At 60.4% G+C, this 20,076-nt stretch carries 15 protein-coding genes and 2 pseudogenes; 12 read left to right on the forward strand and 5 right to left on the reverse strand.

Annotation, left to right across the window (positions count from 1 at the left end; translation table 11 throughout):
- Window positions 1-53: 53 nt before the first annotated feature.
- Window positions 54-1,106, reverse strand: coding sequence for a LacI family DNA-binding transcriptional regulator (locus tag AC1MEE_RS05840; protein ID WP_480414365.1), 1,053 nt, complete (start codon window positions 1,104-1,106; stop codon window positions 54-56).
- Window positions 1,107-1,389: 283 nt separating this feature from the next.
- Here AC1MEE_RS05840 and mrdA point away from each other — a divergent pair, with 283 nt between their 5' ends.
- The 10 genes and pseudogenes from mrdA (at window position 1,390) to AC1MEE_RS05890 (ending at window position 12,967) form a co-directional block, all read left to right on the forward strand.
- Complete coding sequence (mrdA, locus tag AC1MEE_RS05845) at window positions 1,390-3,282, forward strand: penicillin-binding protein 2 (RefSeq protein WP_480414366.1); 1,893 nt, start codon at window positions 1,390-1,392, stop codon at window positions 3,280-3,282.
- A gap of 286 nt (window positions 3,283-3,568) precedes the next feature.
- Window positions 3,569-4,429 carry a MurR/RpiR family transcriptional regulator gene (locus AC1MEE_RS05850; protein ID WP_480414367.1) on the forward strand — a complete coding sequence of 287 codons (861 nt, stop codon included), beginning with the start codon at window positions 3,569-3,571 and terminating at the stop codon, window positions 4,427-4,429.
- A gap of 64 nt (window positions 4,430-4,493) precedes the next feature.
- A complete protein-coding gene (ddpX, locus tag AC1MEE_RS05855; RefSeq protein WP_480414368.1) occupies window positions 4,494-5,054 on the forward strand; it encodes a D-alanyl-D-alanine dipeptidase in 561 nt (186 codons plus the stop codon).
- 232 nt (window positions 5,055-5,286) lie between these two features.
- Window positions 5,287-6,843, forward strand: a complete 1,557-nt coding sequence (locus tag AC1MEE_RS05860; protein ID WP_480414369.1) for an ABC transporter substrate-binding protein — start codon at window positions 5,287-5,289, stop codon at window positions 6,841-6,843.
- Between the two features lie 106 nt (window positions 6,844-6,949).
- Window positions 6,950-7,966 carry an ABC transporter permease gene (locus AC1MEE_RS05865; RefSeq protein ID WP_480414370.1) on the forward strand — a complete coding sequence of 339 codons (1,017 nt, stop codon included), beginning with the start codon at window positions 6,950-6,952 and terminating at the stop codon, window positions 7,964-7,966.
- A gap of 1 nt (window position 7,967) precedes the next feature.
- On the forward strand, window positions 7,968-8,867 hold the full coding sequence (gene ddpC / locus AC1MEE_RS05870) for a D,D-dipeptide ABC transporter permease (RefSeq protein ID WP_480414371.1): 900 nt from the start codon (window positions 7,968-7,970) through the stop codon (window positions 8,865-8,867).
- The gene (locus AC1MEE_RS05875; protein WP_480414372.1) at window positions 8,864-9,895 is read left to right on the forward strand and encodes an ABC transporter ATP-binding protein; all 1,032 of its coding nucleotides are present in this window, start codon (window positions 8,864-8,866) and stop codon (window positions 9,893-9,895) included. Before ddpC ends, AC1MEE_RS05875 begins: the two co-directional genes overlap by 4 nt.
- Window positions 9,892-10,884 carry an oligopeptide/dipeptide ABC transporter ATP-binding protein gene (locus tag AC1MEE_RS05880; protein WP_480414374.1) on the forward strand — a complete coding sequence of 331 codons (993 nt, stop codon included), beginning with the start codon at window positions 9,892-9,894 and terminating at the stop codon, window positions 10,882-10,884. Before AC1MEE_RS05875 ends, AC1MEE_RS05880 begins: the two co-directional genes overlap by 4 nt.
- Before the next feature lie 190 nt (window positions 10,885-11,074).
- Window positions 11,075-12,112 (forward strand): annotated as a pseudogene (locus AC1MEE_RS05885) (HAMP domain-containing protein); the annotation flags it as partial.
- A 90-nt stretch (window positions 12,113-12,202) separates the two neighbouring features.
- Window positions 12,203-12,967, forward strand: coding sequence for a methyl-accepting chemotaxis protein (locus AC1MEE_RS05890; protein WP_480416163.1), 765 nt, complete (start codon window positions 12,203-12,205; stop codon window positions 12,965-12,967).
- Window positions 12,968-13,057: 90 nt separating this feature from the next.
- Here AC1MEE_RS05890 and AC1MEE_RS05895 read toward each other — a convergent pair whose 3' ends face one another.
- Together AC1MEE_RS05895 and AC1MEE_RS05900 are read right to left on the reverse strand one after the other, a co-directional pair.
- On the reverse strand, window positions 13,058-14,368 hold the full coding sequence (locus AC1MEE_RS05895) for an MFS transporter (RefSeq protein WP_480414375.1): 1,311 nt from the start codon (window positions 14,366-14,368) through the stop codon (window positions 13,058-13,060).
- Between the two features lie 95 nt (window positions 14,369-14,463).
- Window positions 14,464-15,780, reverse strand: coding sequence for an L-fuconate dehydratase (locus tag AC1MEE_RS05900; RefSeq protein ID WP_480414377.1), 1,317 nt, complete (start codon window positions 15,778-15,780; stop codon window positions 14,464-14,466).
- 83 nt (window positions 15,781-15,863) lie between these two features.
- Here AC1MEE_RS05900 and AC1MEE_RS05905 point away from each other — a divergent pair, with 83 nt between their 5' ends.
- Complete coding sequence (locus AC1MEE_RS05905; protein WP_480414379.1) at window positions 15,864-16,850, forward strand: LysR family transcriptional regulator; 987 nt, start codon at window positions 15,864-15,866, stop codon at window positions 16,848-16,850.
- A 16-nt stretch (window positions 16,851-16,866) separates the two neighbouring features.
- On the opposite strand, the gene AC1MEE_RS05910 is transcribed toward AC1MEE_RS05905, so the two are convergent.
- Window positions 16,867-17,772 (reverse strand): alpha/beta hydrolase, encoded by a 906-nt coding sequence (locus tag AC1MEE_RS05910; protein ID WP_480414380.1) that lies wholly within the window; start codon window positions 17,770-17,772, stop codon window positions 16,867-16,869.
- A 247-nt stretch (window positions 17,773-18,019) separates the two neighbouring features.
- On the opposite strand from AC1MEE_RS05910, the gene phnN reads away from it, so the two are divergent.
- Entirely contained in the window at window positions 18,020-18,589 is a 570-nt protein-coding gene (gene phnN, locus AC1MEE_RS05915) for a phosphonate metabolism protein/1,5-bisphosphokinase (PRPP-forming) PhnN (RefSeq protein ID WP_480414381.1), read from the forward strand.
- 39 nt (window positions 18,590-18,628) lie between these two features.
- Here phnN and AC1MEE_RS05920 read toward each other — a convergent pair.
- Window positions 18,629-19,941, reverse strand: a pseudogene (locus AC1MEE_RS05920) (MFS transporter).
- Window positions 19,942-20,076 lie beyond the last annotated feature (135 nt).

The raw sequence follows: 20,076 nt of genomic DNA on the forward strand, positions 1-20,076 counted from the left end.
GCAATCATTCAACGGCATCGTTCACCCAAAACCGCTTCGTTTTGGCAGGGGAATCAGGTGCTGGCGCGATCGATCAAGCTGAAACCGGTATCGATGCGCACGGGTGACTGATCGCTCAGCGGATGGCGGAAGCGATCCAGCAAGGCCTGTGCTACCTGCAACCCAATACGCGAGCCATCTACTTTGACGGTGGAAAGGGCCGGATAGACCTGTGCCGCGCTGCTCAGATCACCGAAACCCATCACCGCCAGGTCAGCAGGTACCCGCAACCCACGACTGGCCGCTTCGGCCAGCACACCCTGAGCCACGGTGTCCGAACTGCAGACCACAATGTCGGGGGGCGTTTCTTGTTTCAGCAGACGGCGAAGGCCTTCGCGACCGACTTCCAGCGTGGCAGGGGGTGACAACACCTCAATGGGGACATCGGTGATGCCCTGTCGCTCCAGTTCAGCGATCAGGCTTTTACAGCGCCGCAAGCCGCGGGGGTCGCTGATGGTAATGACCGAGAACCGACGGTAGCCCTTGTCGAGCAGATGGCGAGCCGTCGCTTCGCCCACCTGTTCATGGGAAAACCCGACCAGCATGTCAATCGGGGCTTCGCTCAGGTCCCAGGCCTCCACCACGGGAATGCCTGCCTGGGCAAGGCGCAAGCGGCTGGCCTCGGTGTGCAGGGTGCCGGTGAGGACGATGCCATCGGGGCGACGCCCGAGAACCGCTTCGAGCAATGCTTCTTCCTGTTCCGCCGAGTAGCCGGTGAGCCCCAGCAGCGTCTGGTAGCCGGCTTCCGTCAAGCGATCCATCAATGCCTGAACAGTGTCAGCAAAAATGGAGTTGGCAATGGTCGGCAGAAAAATCGCCACCAGCCTGCTTTTGTTGCTCGCCAGGCCACCGGCCAGCATGTTCGGTACATAACCTGTGGCGCGCACAGCCTCGCGGACCTTTTCCCGAGTGCGCTCGCTCACCAGTTCTGGACGGTGCAGGGCGCGCGAGACGGTCATCGGCGACACACCCGCCACCTTCGCCACATCGATCAATGTCAGGTTCGAGGGTTTTTGCAATGCGGGGGCAACAACGGCAGCCGCGCCGCTGTTTGATTTTTTCGGCATTAGTGTTTCCGAACTGACACGCTGGACATCTGTGAGCGGCGCTGCTGGCACGCGCTATGTAGGGCTGGAATCTGTTCTGGCCGGCCGTTGCGACACACGATACCGTTTCTCCGGACATAAATGTAAAGAGCACAAAATCACCGCACCGGTCAGCTGCAAACGCAGCTTAGGATCGACTTCAAGGGTGGCGTTCGGCAGATGAATTCATATCGGCGCGTACTTCTTGGTATCGTGCGTCACAATTTGTGACGTTTACCCTTTTTTTCAACGAGAAGCTGTAGAAATGCCTGATCCAATTCCCTTGAAGGACCACGAAAAAGAGAAGCAGCTGGTCAATAAAAGATTGATGGTCTGTGGTCTGATCGTGGCGGTGTTGAGCTGTATTTTGGTGGGCAGAATGTATTTTCTGCAGGTGACCGAGTTCGCGTATCACTCGACGATTTCAGAGAACAACCGGGTGCATGTGCTGCCGATCACCCCGGAGAGAGGGATTATCTACGACCGTAACGGGACGGTGCTGGCGGATAACCGGCCCAGTTTCAACTTGATCATGACCCGTGAGCGCTCCGGGGATTGGAGTCAGGTGCTGGACTCGCTGATCAGCATTCTGCAGTTACCCGAAGAAGACCGGATTCTGTTCGACAAGGATTTGAAGCAGGCCCGCCATCACTTCGACCCTGTGACGCTGTTGTATGAATTGACCGAAGAACAAATCGCCTTGATTGCCGTCAATCAGTTTCGCCTGCCGGGGATCGACGTCGAGCCGCAATTCATTCGGCATTATCCGTTGGGCGAGCACTTTGCCCATTCGATTGGCTACGTCGGCCGGATCAACGAAAAAGAATCGAAGCAACTGGATTCCGTGGATTACCGCGGCACCCAATCGATCGGCAAGACCGGCATCGAGAAGTTCTATGAAGCGGAGCTGCACGGCCATGTCGGTTATGAAGAGGTCGAAACCAACGCCCAGGGGAGGGTGTTGCGAGTGCTCAAGCACACGGACCCGATCCCCGGCAAAAACATTGTCCTGAGTCTGGATGCCAATCTTCAGGTCGCCGCCGAGGATGCATTGGGGGATCGGCGCGGCTCGGTGGTGGCGCTGGACCCGGAGACCGGCGAAGTGCTGGCCATGGTCAGCAAACCCAGTTTCGACCCCAACCTGTTCGTCACCGGTATCAGCTTCAAGGAATATGCAGCGCTACGCGATTCCGTCGACAGACCCTTGTTCAATCGCGTGCTGCGCGGGTTGTACGCGCCCGGTTCGACGATCAAACCAGAGGTCGCGATTGCAGGGTTGGACAGCGGCGTGGTCACGGCGCAGGCGCGGGTGTTCGACCCTGGATTTTTCCAACTGCCGGATTACGACCACAAATACCGCAACTGGAACCACAGCGGTGATGGTTGGGTGGACATGGACGCCGCCATCATGCGTTCCAACGACACCTACTTCTACACCCTGGCGCACAAGCTCGGCATTGACCGTATGCATGACTACATGACCATGTTTGGCTTGGGGCAAAAAGTCTCGCTGGATATGTTCGAAGAGGCGCCAGGGCTGATGCCGTCCCGTGAGTGGAAGCGAGCCACCCGACGACAGGTCTGGTTCCCTGGCGAAACCGTTATTCTCGGTATCGGTCAGGGGTATATGCAGGTGACGCCGTTGCAGCTGGCTCAGGCTACGGCACTGATTGCCAACAAAGGCGTATGGAATCGACCTCATCTGGCGAAAACGGTCGATGGCGTAGCGCCGGTCGATGAGCATCCGATGCCCAACATCGTGTTGCGTGACGCCAGTGAATGGGATCAGGTCAATCACGGTATGCAGATGGTGATGCACGACCCGCGCGGCATCGCCCGGGCCGCCGCCGTTGGCGCGCAATACCGGATTGCCGGTAAAAGCGGTACGGCCCAGGTGGTCGCAATCAAACAGGGTGAGCGCTACAACCGCTTGAAGACCCTGGAGCGCAACCGCGACAACGCATTGTTCGTCGGCTTCGCCCCGGCGGCCAAGCCGAAAATCGCAGTCTCGGTGATGATTGAAAACGGTGAAGCCGGCGGCCGCGTGGCCGGTCCTGTGGTGCGTCAGATCATGGACGCCTGGCTGCTCGACAAGGAAGGCCACCTGAAGCCGCAATATGCGATCCCGTTAAAAAACCCGGGTGATCCGCACGTCTGATACACCGCATCAAGCTATTCGCGAATAAATTCGCTCCCACTGGAACCACGCGACCTGTGGGAGCGGGCTTGCCCGCGAAAAAGGGCTGATCAGACGCCCATTTTTTGCCCGTAAACCGGGCATTCCCGCTCCACCGCGCACCACCTTGACTCAACAAATACCCCTCTGAAAATTTCTGCAAAAAAGCCATTGTGTCAGGCTGAAATCGAATGTTATGTTGATAACATATTGCAACGATATGAATGCTTTCTAACATTTTCCGCTGAGTCGGGGCGCTGAATCCAGCATGAATTCCACGGAAAAAAGCAGCTTTCTAACCACGCTGGAGCAGCGCTTCACCAGCCTGACGCCGACCGGCAAGCGTATCGCGGGCTATCTGCTGGCCAATCCGCAGAAGTTGCCCTTCGAAACTGCAGACAGCATTGCGCAGCAAACCGGGACCACCGGCATCTCGGTGGGGCGCTTCTTGCGTTCGCTGGGCTATCGCAACCTGGACGACGTCAAACAAAGCCTGCGCGGTGATTCGGGTAACCCCTGGGTGATCACAGACCGGCTTGGCGCCTTTCGTGAAGAAAGCACCCACGGCGATGCCCTGGACCGTTCATTGGCTCGGGAGCTGGACGCCATTCAGCATGTATACGGCCTGGCCCGTAGCGAGCAGTTCGCCCACATCGTCGAGCGCCTGTACGCCGCCGATGCGGTGTTTATTGTCGGCATCCAGACCACCCGCGGCATTCTCAACGCGTTCCACAGCCACCTTGAGTACATCCGGCCCAAGGTCTACTACGTTGATGGCCTGTCCGGGACTTACGCTGAGTCACTGAATTCAAATTTCGAAAATCCCTACGCAGTGATTGCCGACTTCCGCACTTATTCCAGCGTGGCCCGCACGTTTTGCGAGGTCGCCAGCACCCACCATCTGCCCCTGGCCTTTATCACCGACTTCCACTGCCCGTGGGCCCGGGATTACCCGATGGACCTGTTGCAACTGAAGTCCGATGTCGGTCAGTTCTGGGATTCCGTGGCGCCGCTGGCGTGCCTGTTCAACCTGATGGTGTCAGCCGTGGCGGAAAAATACGGCGATCGTCTGGACGAGCGTCTGGCGAAAAACAGACAGCTGCAAGAGCTTTTCGGCCAGTTCGAATAGCCGCTCCTGGGCGATCGAACCGGCAACATGATGACCACCGCCTTACTTTTCATTGGAGTGTTTAGTGAACAGCAGCCCACTTGTCGAAGTCGATGCCCACGCGCTGCAGGTCGAAGTCGATCTGATCTACGCCGGTGCCGATAACCTGGCTGGCGCACCGATTTATCAGGATCCACGCTGCCTGCTGCACCGCGATGCCGAACGCTGCCTGCGCATGGCCAGCCGTCTGGCGCGCCAGGCCGGGCTGAGCCTGCGCATCCTCGATGCCTACCGCCCGCCGTACGCCCAACTGTTGTTGTGGCAGGCATTGCCGAATCCGGAGTACGTGCGTGATCCGGCGCTCGGTTCGCACCATAGCCGTGGTGTGGCGGTCGATCTGACATTGATCGACGCCGACGGCCAGCCACTGGACATGGGCACCGGTTTTGACGACATGCGTGAGCAGTCCCACCAGTTCTTCGCCGACCTGCCATCCACCGTGCAACGTAACCGCCTGCTGCTGTTGGGGATCATGTTGAGCTCGGGGTTCCAGCCGATTGCCAGCGAATGGTGGCATTACGAACTGCCTGATGCCGATGCTTACCCATTGATCGACGACGGTTCGATCCGTCCGGCCAGCCACTGACCGATAACCCCTTTAACGACGACACCTGTACAGCCTGTGCTGGACCGTGACACTGCCTGACATGACCGGGACGACAATGAATCCCGGCGTAAATCCGGCTCAATCCTTGTGCGTAAGGCAAGGGTTGGCCGTTTACGAACGCTCACTGCGAGCGCTCGAGCTTCAACTGCCCGGTATAGCTTTAATAAAAAACCCGACGAACTTCCATACATCGAATGATCAAGGAACCGGCATGAATCCACTCTTCACCCCGCGCAAATTGGCCATGGCCTTGCTGTGTTCAGCTCTGGGCCTCGGCGCCTGGCAGTCGGCCAGCGCCGCCGTACCGAAAGACACGCTGATGATCGGCAAACCCGCCGACCCTCAGACCCTCGACCCGGCCGTGACCATTGATAACAACGACTGGACCGTGACCTATCCGTCCTACCAGAAACTGGTGGCCTACAAGGTCGAGAACGGCAAGGGCAGCACCGAGGTGCAGGGCGATCTGGCCGCCAGTTGGACCACATCAGCTGACAGCCTGATCTGGGAATTCAAGATCAAACCCGGCAACAAGTTCGATGACGGTGCCGAAGTGGACGCCAACGCGGTGAAGTTTTCTTTCGACCGCTTGATGAAACTCAAGCAAGGGCCGTCCGGTGCCTTCCCCGACGACATGGTAGTGACAGTGGTCGATCCGATGACCGTGCGCTTCACCCTGAAAGCGCCGTATGCGCCGTTTCTCTATACCCTCGCGCATAACGGCGGCGCCATCATCAACCCGGACGTTGCGAAGAAATCCGATGACGTCAACGCCTACCTGTCGACGCATACCGCCGGCTCCGGTGCCTTCCGTCTGGTCTCGTGGCAGAAAGGTCAGTCGTTGACCATGGAGCAGAACAGCTATTTCAGCGGTCCCAAACCGACGCTGAAGAAAGTCGTGATCAAGATCATTGGCGAGGCGTCGGTACGCCGCCTGCAACTGGAGCACGGTGACCTCGACATCATCGAAGACATGCCCGAAGACCAGCTCGATGCGCTGGGCAAAAAATCCGGGATAGTGGTTGGCGACTATCCTTCGCTGCGCGTCACCTACCTGTACCTGAACAACAAGAAAGCGCCGATGAACAACCCGGATGCACGTCGGGCCATCGTCGATGCGCTGGACTATGACGGCATCATCGACGGTATTCTCAAGGGCAAGGCCAAACCCATGAACGGGCCAATCCCGCAGGGCATGTGGGCCTACGATTCGAAGCTGCCGTCGATGAAGCAGGACGTGGCCAAAGCCAAGGCTGATCTGGCGAAAGCGCCGGGGAAAATCAGCAGCCTGAACTTCATGTATTCGGACAAGGACCCGAACTGGGAGCCTATCGGCTTGACCCTGCAGTCTGGCCTGGCGCCGCTGGGGGTCAATCTCAAGATGGAGAAACTGGCCAACGCGACCCTGCGTGAGCGCCTGGGCACTGGCGACTTCGATATCGCCATAGGTTCCTGGAGCCCGGACTTCGCCGACCCCTATATGTTCATGAATTTCTGGTTCGACTCCAAGCTGCAAGGCCTGGCGGGCAACCGTTCGTTCTATGACAACCCGGCCGTCGACAAGCTGATCCGGGACGCCGCCTCGAACAACGACACCGCCAAGCGCACCGAACTCTACCAGCAAGCGCAGAAAATCGTCCTCAACGACAGCGTCTACGCCTACCTGTACCAGAAGAGCTACACGCTGCCGATGCGTGATGCGGTCAAAGGCTACGTGTTCAACCCGATGCTTGAAGAAGTGTTCAACCTCGACACCATTACCAAGTAAATCGTCGTTATCGCTCCAGCGACCCCGCCTGCACGGGGGGCGTTGCAGCGTTGTGCCCACGGCAGGCATTTATCGCTGCTGATCCGTAGCGTTACCGAGGTGCCTCATGGCCTTCCTGAATATCTTGCGCAAACGCCTGTTCGGCCTGTTGCTGGTCGTCGTCGGTGTTTCGTTGATCACCTTTGCGATTTCCCATCTTATCCCCGGCGATCCAGCCCGGTTGATCGCGGGCGAACGCGCCAGCGACGCCATTGTCGCCAACATCCGCCATCAATTGGGCCTGGACCTGCCGCTGTATCAGCAATACGGCCGCTACATGCTTGACCTGCTACATGGCGACCTCGGCACTTCGATCCGCACCAGTCGGCCGGTGCTCGAAGATTTGCAGGCGTATTTCCCGGCGACCCTGGAATTGGCGCTGGCCGCCTTGACCCTGTCGATTCTGGTCGGCGTGCCATTGGGCGTGCTCTCGGCGGTGTACCACAACCGCGCCATCGACCAGATCGCACGCACGCTGGCAGTCACTGGTATTTCTACTCCGGCATTCTGGCTCGGGCTGGGCTTGATCGTGCTGTTCTACGGCCATTTGGGCTGGTTGCCTGGCAGCGGTCGCCTCGATGAAGGCCTCGAACCACCGCCGACCCGTACCGGCTTCTATCTGATCGATTCGCTGCTGGCCGGGGACGGCGCATTATTCTCCAACGCCTTGCAGCATTTGATCCTGCCTGCGGTGACCTTGGGTTTCGTCAACCTCGGGGTCGTGGCCCGGCAGATTCGTTCAGCGATGCTCGACCAGCTTGGCGAGGATTACATTCGCACCGCGCGGGCTTATGGCTTGTCGCGCTGGGCGGTGATCCTGCGCCACGCGCTGCCCAACGCGCTGATTCCGTCGGTGACGGTGCTGGGCCTGACCCTGGGTGACTTGCTCTACGGTGCGGTGCTCACCGAAACGGTCTTCGCCTGGCCAGGCATGGGCGCCTACGTGGTCAAGTCGATCCAGTCGCTGGATTTTCCGGCGGTGATGGGCTTCGCGATTCTGGTGTCCTTCATTTATGTGCTGCTCAACATGGCCATCGATCTGCTTTACCGCTTGATCGATCCCCGCATTGGTGAGGTCAACTGATATGACGACTCCGCTTACGTCTGTGACCGTCGCGCCGCTGGCGCAAACCCCGCGCTGGCGGGAGAAGTTCGCTTACCTCGGCTACCAGATCCGTCGCAGTCCGCTGACCATGGCCGGTCTGGCGATCACCCTGATGGTCCTGCTGTGCATGGCGTGCGCGCCGTGGCTGGCGCCCCACAACCCCAACGCACTGGATCTGGTGCATCGCCTGGCACCGCCGTCCGCCGCGCACTGGTTCGGCACTGATGAAGTCGGCCGCGATCTGTTCAGTCGGGTGCTGTACGGCAGCCAACAATCGGTCGGGGTCGGCCTGTTCGTCGCCTTCGCCTCGTGTCTGATCGGTGGGCTGTTGGGCTGCATGTCCGGGGTCATCGGCGGGCGCTTTGACAGTCTGACCATGCGCTTGATGGACATCATGCTGTCGGTGCCGTCGCTGGTGCTGATCATGGCCCTGGCCGCCGCGCTTGGCCCGAGCCTGTTCAACGCGATGCTGGCGATCACCCTGGTGCGGATTCCGTTCTATGTGCGTCTGGCCCGGGGTCAGGCGTTGAGCATCCGCCAGATGGGTTACGTCAAGGCCGCGCAGACCTTTGGCGCCGGGCGCTGGCACATCGTGCTCTGGCACGTGGCGCGTAACGCCATGCCGCCGTTGCTGGTGCAATTGAGTCTGGACATTGGCAGCGCGATCCTGATGGCCTCGGCCCTGGGCTTCATCGGCCTCGGTGCGCAGCAACCGACGGCAGAGTGGGGCGCGATGGTTGCCACTGGACGCAACTACATCCTCGATCAATGGTGGTATTCGACGTTCCCCGGCCTGGCGATTTTGATCACCGCCACCGGTTTCAATCTGCTGGGCGACGGCGTGCGCGACTTGCTCGACCCGCGCCAGCAGGGGAAATGACCATGCAGACCTTTCCAGAAGTAAACGGGCCAGTGCCGCGCATCAACACGCCAGTCCTGACCATCGACAATCTGAGCGTGGAGTTCCCGGCCTACCGCAGCACAGTCAAGGCCCTCAACGGCGTCTCGCTGCACGTCAATCCGGGTGAAATCGTCGGTGTGATCGGCGAGTCCGGTTCCGGCAAGTCGGTAACCGCCATGCTTAGCCTGCGCCTGTTGCCCGAGCGCAGTTACCACGTCAGTGGCGGTAGCCTGCACATACTCGGTCGCGACATGCTCGCGGCCAAGGAAAAAGACCTGCTGAACGTCCGTGGCCGTGACGTCGCGATGATCTTTCAGGAGCCGATGACCGCGCTGAACCCGACCCGCCGCATCGGTCGGCAGATGCTCGACGTGATCATCCATCACCAGCACCTGAGCAAGGTCGAGGCGCGGGCCAAGGCCATTGCCTTGCTGCGCGATATGCACATTGCCGATCCCGAACAGGTGCTGGAAAGCTATCCGTTCGAACTGTCAGGCGGCATGCGTCAGCGGGTGATGATCGCTTTGGCATTTTCCTGCGATCCGCAGCTGCTGATTGCCGACGAACCGACCACCGCGCTGGACGTCACCGTGCAGCGTCAGGTGCTGCTGCTGTTGCGGGAAAAAGCCCGTGAGCGTGGCACGGCCATCCTGCTGATCACCCACGACATGGCGCTGGTGTCGCAGTTCTGCGATCGGGTCTACGTGATGTACACCGGTGCCGTGGTGGAGCAGGGTGCGACCGGCGAGGTTATGGTCGATCCACGCCATCCGTATACCCGGGGTCTGCTCAGCGGTCTGCCGGAACAGGTGCAGCCGGGCGAGGACCTGCTGACCATTCCCGGCCAGGTGCCGAACCTTGCCGCGCTGCCCGCCGGTTGCACGTTCCGCGACCGCTGTCTGTACGCGATGCCGGTCTGCAGCAAACGCCCGCCACTGCACGCCATTGACCCCAGCGGCCTGCGCAAGAGCGCCTGCTGGCTGACCGTACAGGAACAATCATCATGATCAGCACTGCACATAAACGACTGCCCGGCGACACCCCGGCGATTCTCGGCCTGAACAATGTGCGGGTGCATTTCCCGGTGGGCAACGATTGGCTGGGTCGCCCCAAGGGCCTGGCTCATGCGTTGAACGGCATTGATCTGGAAGTCCGCGCCGGTGAAACCCTGGGCGTGGTCGGTGAGTCCGGCTGTGGCAAAAGCACTCTGGCGCAACTGTTGATGGGGTTGATCAAGCCCACCAGCGGAACGTTGGACTGGGTCTATAACGACACCCGCGAGCGCAGCAGTAATGTGCAGATCGTGTTCCAGGACCCGCAGTCATCCCTCGATCCGCGTCTGCCGATCTGGAAGATCATCACCGAGCCGCTGTTCGTCCAGCGCGCGGCGCCGCGTCGGGAAATGCGCGACATCGCCGCCAAAGTCGCGGCTCAAGTCGGCATTCGTACCGAGTACATGGACCGCTTCGCCCACCAGTTTTCCGGTGGGCAGCGGCAACGCATCGCCATCGCCCGGGCGCTGTCTTCCAACCCGGACATCATTGTCCTCGACGAGCCGACCTCGGCGCTGGACATCTCGGTACAGGCGCAGATCCTTAATTTGCTGCGTGAGCTGCAACGCAGTCGTGACCTGACCTACATCCTGATCTCGCACAACGTTTCCGTGGTCCGGCACATGGCCGACCGCGTGGCGGTGATGTACCTGGGGCAGATCGTCGAACTGGGCAGCGCCGCCGAGGTGCTCGAACAACCGCGCCACCCTTACACGCGCCTGTTGCTGGAAGCGGTGCCGCGTCTTGGCGCGCCATTGGATAACGCCCAGGTCGCTGCGCCCACCGAACTGCCCGGTAACCGCAATCTGCCCAGCGGTTGTTTTTTCCGCGACCGCTGCCCGCGCGCCACCACAGGCTGTAACAAACCGCAGGCACTGTTGGCGGCGAAGGGCAAGGCCGACGACAACTTGGTGCGCTGCCATTTGGAAACAGGCCTGTTGTAAACCGAGCTGTTGTGAACAGAGATGTTGTGATCAGGTGAGGCCGGATATGAGTGGGTCAAAAAAAACCTGATCTTCTTAATCCGGTGACTTCCTTTTCATTGCGTAAGTCCGTACAACGCTGCATCGCAATCCCCCTGTTCGCCTGCGCGGCGAACACGCCGTTGTCATTCTTAGTAGTGGATACGCTCGCATGATCAGAAATCTGGGCTTCAGCAGGAAGATTCTGCTCGCCGCCACGTTAATTATTGTTGTCGCTTTTACCAGTTTTATTGCCGTTAACGATTATCGACAACGTCAAACCGTGCGTGCCAACGTGGTCTCCGAACTGCAACAGCTGGCCAATCTGACCACGCATAACATCCAGACCTGGTTGGAAAGCCGGACTCAGTTGCTGCAGTCGCTGGCCCAACAGATTGCCGTCGATGGAAAGTCCCCGGCGAATCTTCAACGGGCGATCGGGCTACCGGCTTACCTCGACAATTTCCAGCTGAGTTATTTCGGCGGTAATGACGGTGTCATGTTTTCCATCCCGGCGGGCAATCGTGCTGCCGATTACGATCCGCGTCAGCGTGGCTGGTACAAGGCGGCTGAAAGCGCCCAAAGCACTATCGTGACGGAACCTTATATCGCCGCCTCTTCGGGCAAGCTGGTGGTCACCCTGGCCACACCGGTCAGGCATGACAACCAATTTATCGGGGTGGCGGGTGCCGATATCGCGCTGGACAGCATCAGCAACACCATCAACTCGCTCAACTTTGGCGGCCACGGCTACGCCTTTATCGTCAGTGCGGACGGCAAGATCCTGGTTCACCCGGACAGCAAGCTGGTGCTGAAAAACCTGAGCGAGGCTTACCCGACCGGTACGCCGAAAATCGTTCCAGGGGTCACCGAAGTCAAATCATCGGGCAAGACTGAATTCATCTCCTTCACCCATGTCGATGGTCTCGCCTCCGCGAACTGGTATGTGGCGCTGGTGCTCGATCAGGACGCCGCGTATTCAATGCTCAGTGAGTTCCGTACCTCGGCGCTGACCGCGATGGTGGTGGTCGTGGTTTTCGTCGTCCTGCTGCTGGGCCTGCTGATTCGCCTGCTCATGCAGCCGTTGCACCAGATGGGCCGTGCCATGCAGGACATCGCCGACGGTGAGGGTGATCTGACCAAGCGCCTGTCCATCGACTCTCAGGATGAGTTCGGCGCGCTGGCGCAATCCTTCAACCGTTTCGTTGAACGTATCCATGCGTCGATTCGCGAAGTGGCTGGCACCGCCGCTCATCTCAGTGAAGTGGCAGCGCGAGTCGTGTACGCGTCGAACTCGTCCATGGTCAACTCGGACGAGCAAGCCAACCGCACCAGCAGCGTTGCGGCCGCCATCAATGAACTGGGTGCCGCAGCGCAGGAGATCGCGCAGAACGCGGCGCTTGCCTCGCAGCACTCCAGCGACGCCAGTCATCTGGCTGGCGATGGTCAGAAGGTCGTTCAGCAGACCATCCAGGCGATGAATCTACTGTCGGAAAAAATCAGCGAGTCCTGCATCAACATCGAGAGCCTGAACGGCAAGACGGTCAACATCGGGCAGATCCTCGAAGTGATCACCAGCATTTCCCAGCAGACCAATCTGCTGGCGCTGAATGCCGCCATCGAGGCGGCGAGGGCAGGGGAAGCGGGCCGAGGTTTTGCCGTGGTGGCCGATGAAGTGCGCAATCTGGCGCACCGCACCCAGGACTCGGCCCAGCAAGTGCAGACGATGATCGAAGAGTTGCAGGTAGGGTCGCGCGAAGCCGTGGTGACCATGACCGAAAGCCAGCGCCAGAGCGAAACCAGCGTCACCATCGCCAATCAGGCCGGTGAACGCTTGAGCAGCGTCACGGGCCGTATCGGTGAAATCGATGGCATGAACCAATCGGTCGCCACCGCCACCGAGGAGCAGACGGCCGTCGTTGAGTCGATCAACGTCGACATCACGCAAATCAACGCCTTGAATCAGGATGGGGTCGACAACCTGAAATCGACCCTCGAAGCCTGTGCCGACCTGGAGCAGCAAGCAACCACGTTGCAGCGTCTGGTGGGAACCTTCCGCATCTGATCGATGCACCCTGAGGCGACGGCGGCTGTTCTTCCGCCGTCGCTCTCTCAACCGTCAACCTCCCTCGCATCAACCTCCCGGTAGGCTCAATCAGCCTGCTGTCTGTTCCTGACCCTGACGCAGACGTGTGCTGACCAGGGCGGCGACTACCAATAATCCGGCAATCACCAGCAAACCATTGCGGGTGCTGCCGGTGGTCTGTTCGATCAAGCCCATCACCGATGGACCGACGAAGCCGCCCAGCAAGCCGCAGGTGGTAACGAAGGCCAGGCCACCCGCAAGGGCGGTGCCGCTCAGGCGGCTGGACGGGAAGACAAAGATGATCGATTGCACGACGAACAGCATCAGTGCCGTCAGCGAAAAGCCGATCAAGCCAATGAACGAATTGGACAATGAGGCCAGCAGCAGCCCGGCAGACATGGTCAGCAGCCCAAAAAACAGAATGCTCCGGCAACGCTGTGCAGAGGTGGCCAGCCGCGGGAAGGTGGCTGCGCCGATGGCGGCGGCGATCCAGGGCACGGAGGTGAGCAGGCCGATCTGCAACGGCGACAGTGCGCCGTAGGTACCGATAATGCCGGGCAGGAAGAAGATCACGGTGTAGATGGTGATCTGATGCACGAAGTACACGACGATGGCGAGCCAGATCTGTTTGTCGCGCAGCATCTGACTGAGACGGGTTTGTTGGGGGGCGGCGTCTTTCTCGGCGTTCAGGCGATCTTCGATCTCCCGCGCGTCAGCCGCTGACAGCCAGGGCGCGGAGGAGGGACCGTCGGGCAACTTCTTCCACACCACATAGGCCAGAGCCACTGCGGGCAGGCCCTCAACCACGAATAGCCATTGCCAGCCATGCCAGCCCAGCAGGCCTTCCAGTTGCAGCAGTGCGCCGCCGACGGGGCCGCTGAGAATATTGGCCAGGCACACGCCCAACAGAAAATAACCGGTGGCCCGGGCACGTTGCTCGCGATCGAACCAATACGTCAGGTAGAGCATGACGCCGGGAAACAGTCCGGCCTCGGCGACGCCCAGCAACAAGCGCATCACGTAGAAGGATGTTTCGCCCTGGACCAAGGCCATGCTGACCGAGAGCAGACCCCAGGTGATCATGATGCGGGTGATCCAGAAGCGCGCACCGACCTTGTGCATGATCAGGTTGCTGGGCACTTCGAACAGCGCATACGTCAGGAAGAACAGCCCGGCACCCAACCCATACGCCGCGGCGGAAAGCCCCAGGTCGACGCCCATGCTGGCTTTGGCCAGGGCAATGTTGGTGCGGTCGAGAAAACTCATCACATAGACCACGACGAGCAGGGGCATCAATTTGCGTAGCAGCAGGTTGGTCAGGCGCTGGTCGACACTGGCTGCAGGTGCCTGGGCAGCCGCAGTAGAGCTTAGGATTGTCATTTTTATAGTCCTAATGTTGGCAGGTGCGCGAGTCATGGCGCCCGGTGCAAAGGGCGCCATTGTGCCGTTGCGCTAACGGCAGCGGGGCTTATCGATCAGGATTGGGCAAGATCCGTCCAGACCGGGCCGTTGGGGTATTGGTAGCGCTCCAGGGTGTCTGCGGTCATTTCGATGCTGTAGCCAGGGCGCTGCGGTGGCATGTAGCGGCCTTTGCGAATGACCACGGGTTCAAGGAAGTGTTCGTGCAGATGGTCGACGTATTCCAGTACCCGATTTTGCAGTGAACCCGAGACCGCGATGTAGTCGAACAACGAGATGTTCTGGACGTACTCGCACAGGCCGACACCGCCGCCATGGGGGCACACGGGCACACCGAATTTGGCGGCCATCAGCAACACGATCAGCACTTCGTTGAGGCCGCCCAGGCGGGCCGCGTCCAACTGGCAGAAGTCCAGTGCCTGGGCCTGGAACATTTGCTTGAACATGACCCGGTTATGGCAGTGCTCGCCGGTAGCGACGCCAATCGGCGCGATTCGCCGGCGAATGGTCGCGTGGCCAAGAATATCGTCCGGGCTGGTCGGTTCCTCGATCCACCACGGGTCGAAGGCGGCCAGTTGACGCATGTTCTGCACCGATTCATCGACGCTCCAGACCTGGTTGGCGTCCATCATCAGGGTGCGATCCCAACCGATTTCTTCGCGCAGGATCGCGGCGCGGCGCATGTCGTCTTCGAGGTTGGCGCCGATTTTCTGCTTGAAGTGGGTCCAACCCTCGGCCACGGCCTCACGGGCCAGTCGGCGCATTTTTTCTTCCGAATAACCCAGCCAGCCTGGGGCCGTGGTGTAACCGGGATAGCCTTCGCGCAGCATCTGGGTTTCACGCTGGGCTTTGCTCGGGGCCAGACGGCGCAGCAGCGCGATGGCTTCTTGCGGGGTGATGGCGTCGGTCACATAGCTGAAGTCCAGGCAACGGACCAGCTCTTCGGGTGTCATGTCCGCCAGCAGCTTCCATACCGGCTTTTCTTCGGTCTTGGCCCACAGGTCCCACACCGCGTTGACGATGGCGGCGGTGGCCAGATGAATCACCCCTTTTTCCGGGCCTAGCCAGCGCAGTTGGCTGTCGCCGACCGTAATGTTGTGCCAGAAGGCCCCCATGTCGGCGGTGATCTCTTCCAGGCTCAGACCGACGATCAGCGGCGCCAACGATTGCACGGCAGAGACGCAGATCTCGTTGCCTCGGCCGATGGTGAAGGTCAGGCCATGCCCTTCCAACCCTTGTGTCGAGTCGGTGTGCAGCACCACATAGGACGCCGAATAGTCTGGCGCGGAGTTCATGGCGTCGGAGCCGTCCAGTGACTGTGAAGTAGGGAAGCGGATGTCGCGAACGCTCAGGTGGGTGATTCGAATGCTCATGGCGGACTCTTTTGGTTAGTGACCACTTGGGAGCTCGACTGTAGGGCGGGTAGCGATACAGGTATAATCGTCGATTCGTATCCATGGATATCAAAATCAATATGTCAGGCAAGCCGCCAACGCCCCTGCTTCCCAGCAACGTCCCACTGAAAACCTTCAGCCCGTTGAAGATTTCCAGTCGCCAAATTGCTCTGCTCAACGCACTGGGCGAGTTCCGCAACCTGCGTCGGGCCGCCGCGGCGATGCATACCACCCAGCCTGCCGCGAGCCTGTTGTTACAGCAGTTGGAGGAGCGGCTGGATGCCCGACTGTTCGAGCGCTTGCCCCGAGGCATGGAGCCGACACTGTACGGCGAAGTGATGATTCGCTACGCCCAGGGTGCGATTCATGACTTCGAACATGCTGAAGCGCAGCTCGCCGAGCTGGCGCGCGGTGCGTCGGGGTTGGTGCGCATCGGCACGGTGATGGGCCCGGTGCCGACGTTGTTGACCCGTGGCGTGCTGGCGTTCAAGGCCGATAACCCGAAGGTGCGCATTTCCATCGAGGTAGGCACCAGCGACACGCTGTTGCCTGCGTTGATTCGCGGCGACTTCGATGTGGTGCTGGGGCGCTTGCCGGATCAGACCGGCAGCCAGGACCTGAAAATCGAGCTGTTCGAAAAGGGCGAACAGATGCGCGTCATCGCCCGGCCTGGTCATCCGTTAGCCACTGTCGCCAGGCTGAGCCTGGCCGACCTGGTGCCCATGACCTGGATACTCCATCCCATCGGCAGCCCGATGCGCCGCAGGGTGGAAAGCGCGCTGAAGGCGGGGGGCATGGTCGAAGCGCTGGATATTGTCGAAACCGCCTCGATTCTGGCGACCACCTCCATGATCGAGGCCTCAGACATGATTGCCGTGGTGCCCAATGACGTGGCAGAGCATTACTTGCGCTACGGCATGGTCGCTATCCTGCCAGTCGAGTTGCCCATCTCCATGGTCAATATCGGGCTGCTGACCCGACAATCACGGCCGTTGTCGGCGGCAGTGACCAAGCTGCTGGGTTACCTCAAGGAATACGCCAAGGGGTGATGGTCGGGCCCGTGCTTCAGGGCTCTTCCTTCAATCCCGCCGCCAGCCGCAGCGCCGGGTAAAGTGCGGCGGTGAACATCTCGCCGTGGGCGAGCCCGGCGAACTCACGGTAGCTGGCATTCATTCCCGGTAATGACGCCAGGTGTCGGGCCAACTGTAGGTTGGCATCGGCGGGCACGGCGGCCATGGCTTTCCTGCGGTCAGGCGACCCTCCATCAAATTGAGCTATTGGCGGAGTGCCTTCCTTTGAGCCGCGCAAGATCAGCACCTGTCGTGTCGAACCCTCCTGGATGCCCTGGAAGCGGCTGCCTTTGGCGAATGTCTCGGGTTGAAACCAGAGCGAGGGGCTTGCCGCGACGTAGGTCTGGAAAGCGCCGGGATGTTCGAACAACGCGTAGAGCACGTACAGGCCGCCGAAAGAGTGCCCCCACAACATCTGCCGCGTCCGGTCGATGGGCTGTTGTGTTTGCACCAGCGGCTTGATGCGTGACTCGACGACCGTCAGAAACTCGGCCGAACTGGCCCCGGTGTAGTCCCGTGTCCGCAGGTCCATGTCGTAACGCTCTTCAATGTCGTAGCCGATCATCACCAGCACGGGTGGGTTGCCTGCGTCCAGTTCCGCCAGCCAGTCTTCGCGTAGCTCGGCCATGACGTTGTTGCCATCCAGTAGATAGACGACCGGGTAGCCTGCAGTGGGTGCGGCGCGGCGGGGAATGGCGAGGTCGAGGCGATAGCGACGCTGGCCGTCTGCGGAGTCCACGTGCAAACGCTCGAACCGGTAATGCGCCGAGCCACGGTCGGCGAGGGTTGGTTCGGATTTTGTCTGAGGGGGCGGCTGGGGTTTGGAGGTGGCCTGAGCGACAAGCGGCAGGCAGCTCAGTAACAGAACCAGCAAGTAGTTGAGGCGCTGCACAGCACTCATGTATCTGATCCCCCACGTCGAAAGAGCTATCAAACCGGGTACTTAAGCACGATACGCTCATCGAACCGGTTGTGGGCAGCGGTTCGCACCCGGGCAACGTGGTGGTGGCAGACCTTGCTAAAGCAGGGCTACTGGATATTCTCTCCAGCGATTACTATCGGGCCCAGTCTTGCGGGCGGCGTTTCTGTTGGCGGCCCGGAACAACGATGATTCAACAGGTCTGGCGACAAGCGAAGAGGGTGTTTTGATGGCAGGCAGGTTGATCTATCTCATCGGACCTTCAGGTTCGGGCAAGGACAGCCTGCTGGATGCTGCCCGCGAATCGTTGGCCCACCAGGGTTGCCGGATGGTGCGGCGGGTCATCACCCGTTCGGCCGAGGCGGTCGGTGAGGCGGCGCAGGCGGTCAGCGTCGAGGAATTCGCGACGCTGCACGCCGACGGCGCTCTCGCCTTGAGCTGGCAAGCCAATGGCTTGCACTACGGGATTCCGAAAGAAATCGACGAGTGGCTGGAGGCCGGGCTGGATGTGCTGGTCAACGGCTCGCGTGGCCACTTGCCTCAGGCGCGTCAACGCTATCCGGGGTTGCTCGCGCTGCTGCTGATGGTGGATCAGGCGGTGTTGCGCCAGCGTTTGCTGGCCCGTGGTCGCGAGTCGCTGCCGGAGATCGAGGCACGTTTGGCGCGTAATGCCGATTTCGCTGCGGCCTTGATGGCGGCCGAGAACAAGGCGCTGTGGCTGTTGGACAACTCCGGGCCTATCGAGCAAACCCTCGAACGCTTGCTGCAATTGATCGGCAAGGAACCGGCATGCATCTGAAGCAGTCGCCCGGGCAGGTGATCGTTGCTCGGGATTGATTCAAGCCAACCCCCGCTCGCGGTAGTCGATCAGGCTGGAGAAGATCGCCAGCAGCACGGCCATGACCACGAAGAAGATCAGCACCAGAAAGTACGAGCCGGTGAACTGTACGATCAGGCCGATCAGGATCGGCACGATCACGCCGGCCATGTTGCCGCAGAAGTTCATGGTGCCGGCCAATACGCCTGTCCTTGAGGTGCCGCCGACGATCGAGGGAATGCACCAGTACATGCCGCACCAGCGGATGAAGAACAACGCCACACACAGCAGGCCGATGGCGGTGCTGGCGTCGGGTGTGTAGGCCACGGCCAGCATGCACAGCGCGGCGATCAGTGCCGATCCGCTGAACATGCTGCGCATCACCAGATTGGGCGAGGCACCGGTGGATTTCCATTTGTCGCCCAGGTAGCCGCCGATCAATTCGCCGACGAAACCGCACATGAAGATCAGAAAGGTCGCGCCGCCCATGGCGGAAATGTCCAGGCCATGGGTCTTGTGCAAGTAGCTGGGCATCCAGGTCAGCAGCCCGTAAAACACGCTGAGAATGCAGCAGTAACCGGCGAACATCGCCAGTACCGAACGGTCCTTGAGCAATGCTTTGAGTGGCACGCTGCTGTCGCCTTGTGGCCGGCTGATGGCGGCGTTGGCGTCGGTGATGTGGGCCAGCTCCGCCGCATTGACGCCAGGGTGTTCAGAGGGGTGATTGCGGATGTATTTCCAGGCCAGCACGCCCGCGAGCATGGTGCCGACGCCGGCGATGACAAAGGCGATGCGCCAGGAATCGAAGCAGCCGATCAGCCCGGCAATGATGATCGCACCGAATGCACTGCCCAGCGGTGCACCACCATCGACCAGTACCGCGCCGCGTCCGCGTTCATTGGGTGTCAGCCAGGCGCCATTGAGTTTGGCGCCGGCTGGCATGATCGGTGATTCGGCAACGCCCAGGCCCATGCGGGTGATGAGCAGCATGATCCAGCTATGCGAACCGGCCGCCAACGCCTGAAAACTGCCCCAGGCAACGGTGGCGATGACGATGATGCGGCGAGTCTGAAACCGGTCGAGCAGCATGCCGCCAGGGATCTGCATCAACGCGTAGGACCAGAAAAATGCGCTGAGCATCAGGCCTTCCAGCGCGGGCGGGAGTTCGAATTCGCTGGAGATCAGCGGCAGTGCCACCGACAGTGATGCACGGTCATGTAGTTGATCGCGGTCAGTAACAGCATGATCAGGAATATCCGCCAGCGGACGCTGGTCGGGCGTACAGCGGCGTTCAAAGCTGCCATCGGCAGCCCCTGAGCGTTGAGTGTTTTCATGGGGGCGGCTCTTATTGTTGTGGATACAGTGGTGTGAAAAACCAGGTGCCCAACTGTAAGAGCGCCTCCCCATGCTGCCTAATGAGAGGACTTGATAAGGGGATAACCGTGCGTCATCCCCTGGCGTTCGGAATG

This window comes from Pseudomonas sp. ASL3 (assembly GCF_056680425.1).

Bases quoted from the DNA above. Each gene is read 5' to 3' on its own strand.
- AC1MEE_RS05840 (WP_480414365.1), bottom strand. From the start codon at position 1,106: ATGCCGAAAAAATCAAACAGCGGCGCGGCTGCCGTTGTTGCCCCCGCA.
- mrdA (WP_480414366.1), top strand. From the start codon at position 1,390: ATGCCTGATCCAATTCCCTTGAAGGACCACGAAAAAGAGAAGCAGCTG.
- AC1MEE_RS05850 (WP_480414367.1), top strand. From the start codon at position 3,569: ATGAATTCCACGGAAAAAAGCAGCTTTCTAACCACGCTGGAGCAGCGC.
- AC1MEE_RS05860 (WP_480414369.1), top strand. From the start codon at position 5,287: ATGAATCCACTCTTCACCCCGCGCAAATTGGCCATGGCCTTGCTGTGT.
- AC1MEE_RS05865 (WP_480414370.1), top strand. From the start codon at position 6,950: ATGGCCTTCCTGAATATCTTGCGCAAACGCCTGTTCGGCCTGTTGCTG.
- ddpC (WP_480414371.1), top strand. From the start codon at position 7,968: ATGACGACTCCGCTTACGTCTGTGACCGTCGCGCCGCTGGCGCAAACC.
- AC1MEE_RS05875 (WP_480414372.1), top strand. From the start codon at position 8,864: ATGACCATGCAGACCTTTCCAGAAGTAAACGGGCCAGTGCCGCGCATC.
- AC1MEE_RS05880 (WP_480414374.1), top strand. From the start codon at position 9,892: ATGATCAGCACTGCACATAAACGACTGCCCGGCGACACCCCGGCGATT.
- AC1MEE_RS05890 (WP_480416163.1), top strand. From the start codon at position 12,203: ATGGTCAACTCGGACGAGCAAGCCAACCGCACCAGCAGCGTTGCGGCC.
- AC1MEE_RS05895 (WP_480414375.1), bottom strand. From the start codon at position 14,368: ATGACAATCCTAAGCTCTACTGCGGCTGCCCAGGCACCTGCAGCCAGT.
- AC1MEE_RS05900 (WP_480414377.1), bottom strand. From the start codon at position 15,780: ATGAGCATTCGAATCACCCACCTGAGCGTTCGCGACATCCGCTTCCCT.
- AC1MEE_RS05905 (WP_480414379.1), top strand. From the start codon at position 15,864: ATGGATATCAAAATCAATATGTCAGGCAAGCCGCCAACGCCCCTGCTT.
- AC1MEE_RS05910 (WP_480414380.1), bottom strand. From the start codon at position 17,772: ATGAGTGCTGTGCAGCGCCTCAACTACTTGCTGGTTCTGTTACTGAGC.
- phnN (WP_480414381.1), top strand. From the start codon at position 18,020: ATGGCAGGCAGGTTGATCTATCTCATCGGACCTTCAGGTTCGGGCAAG.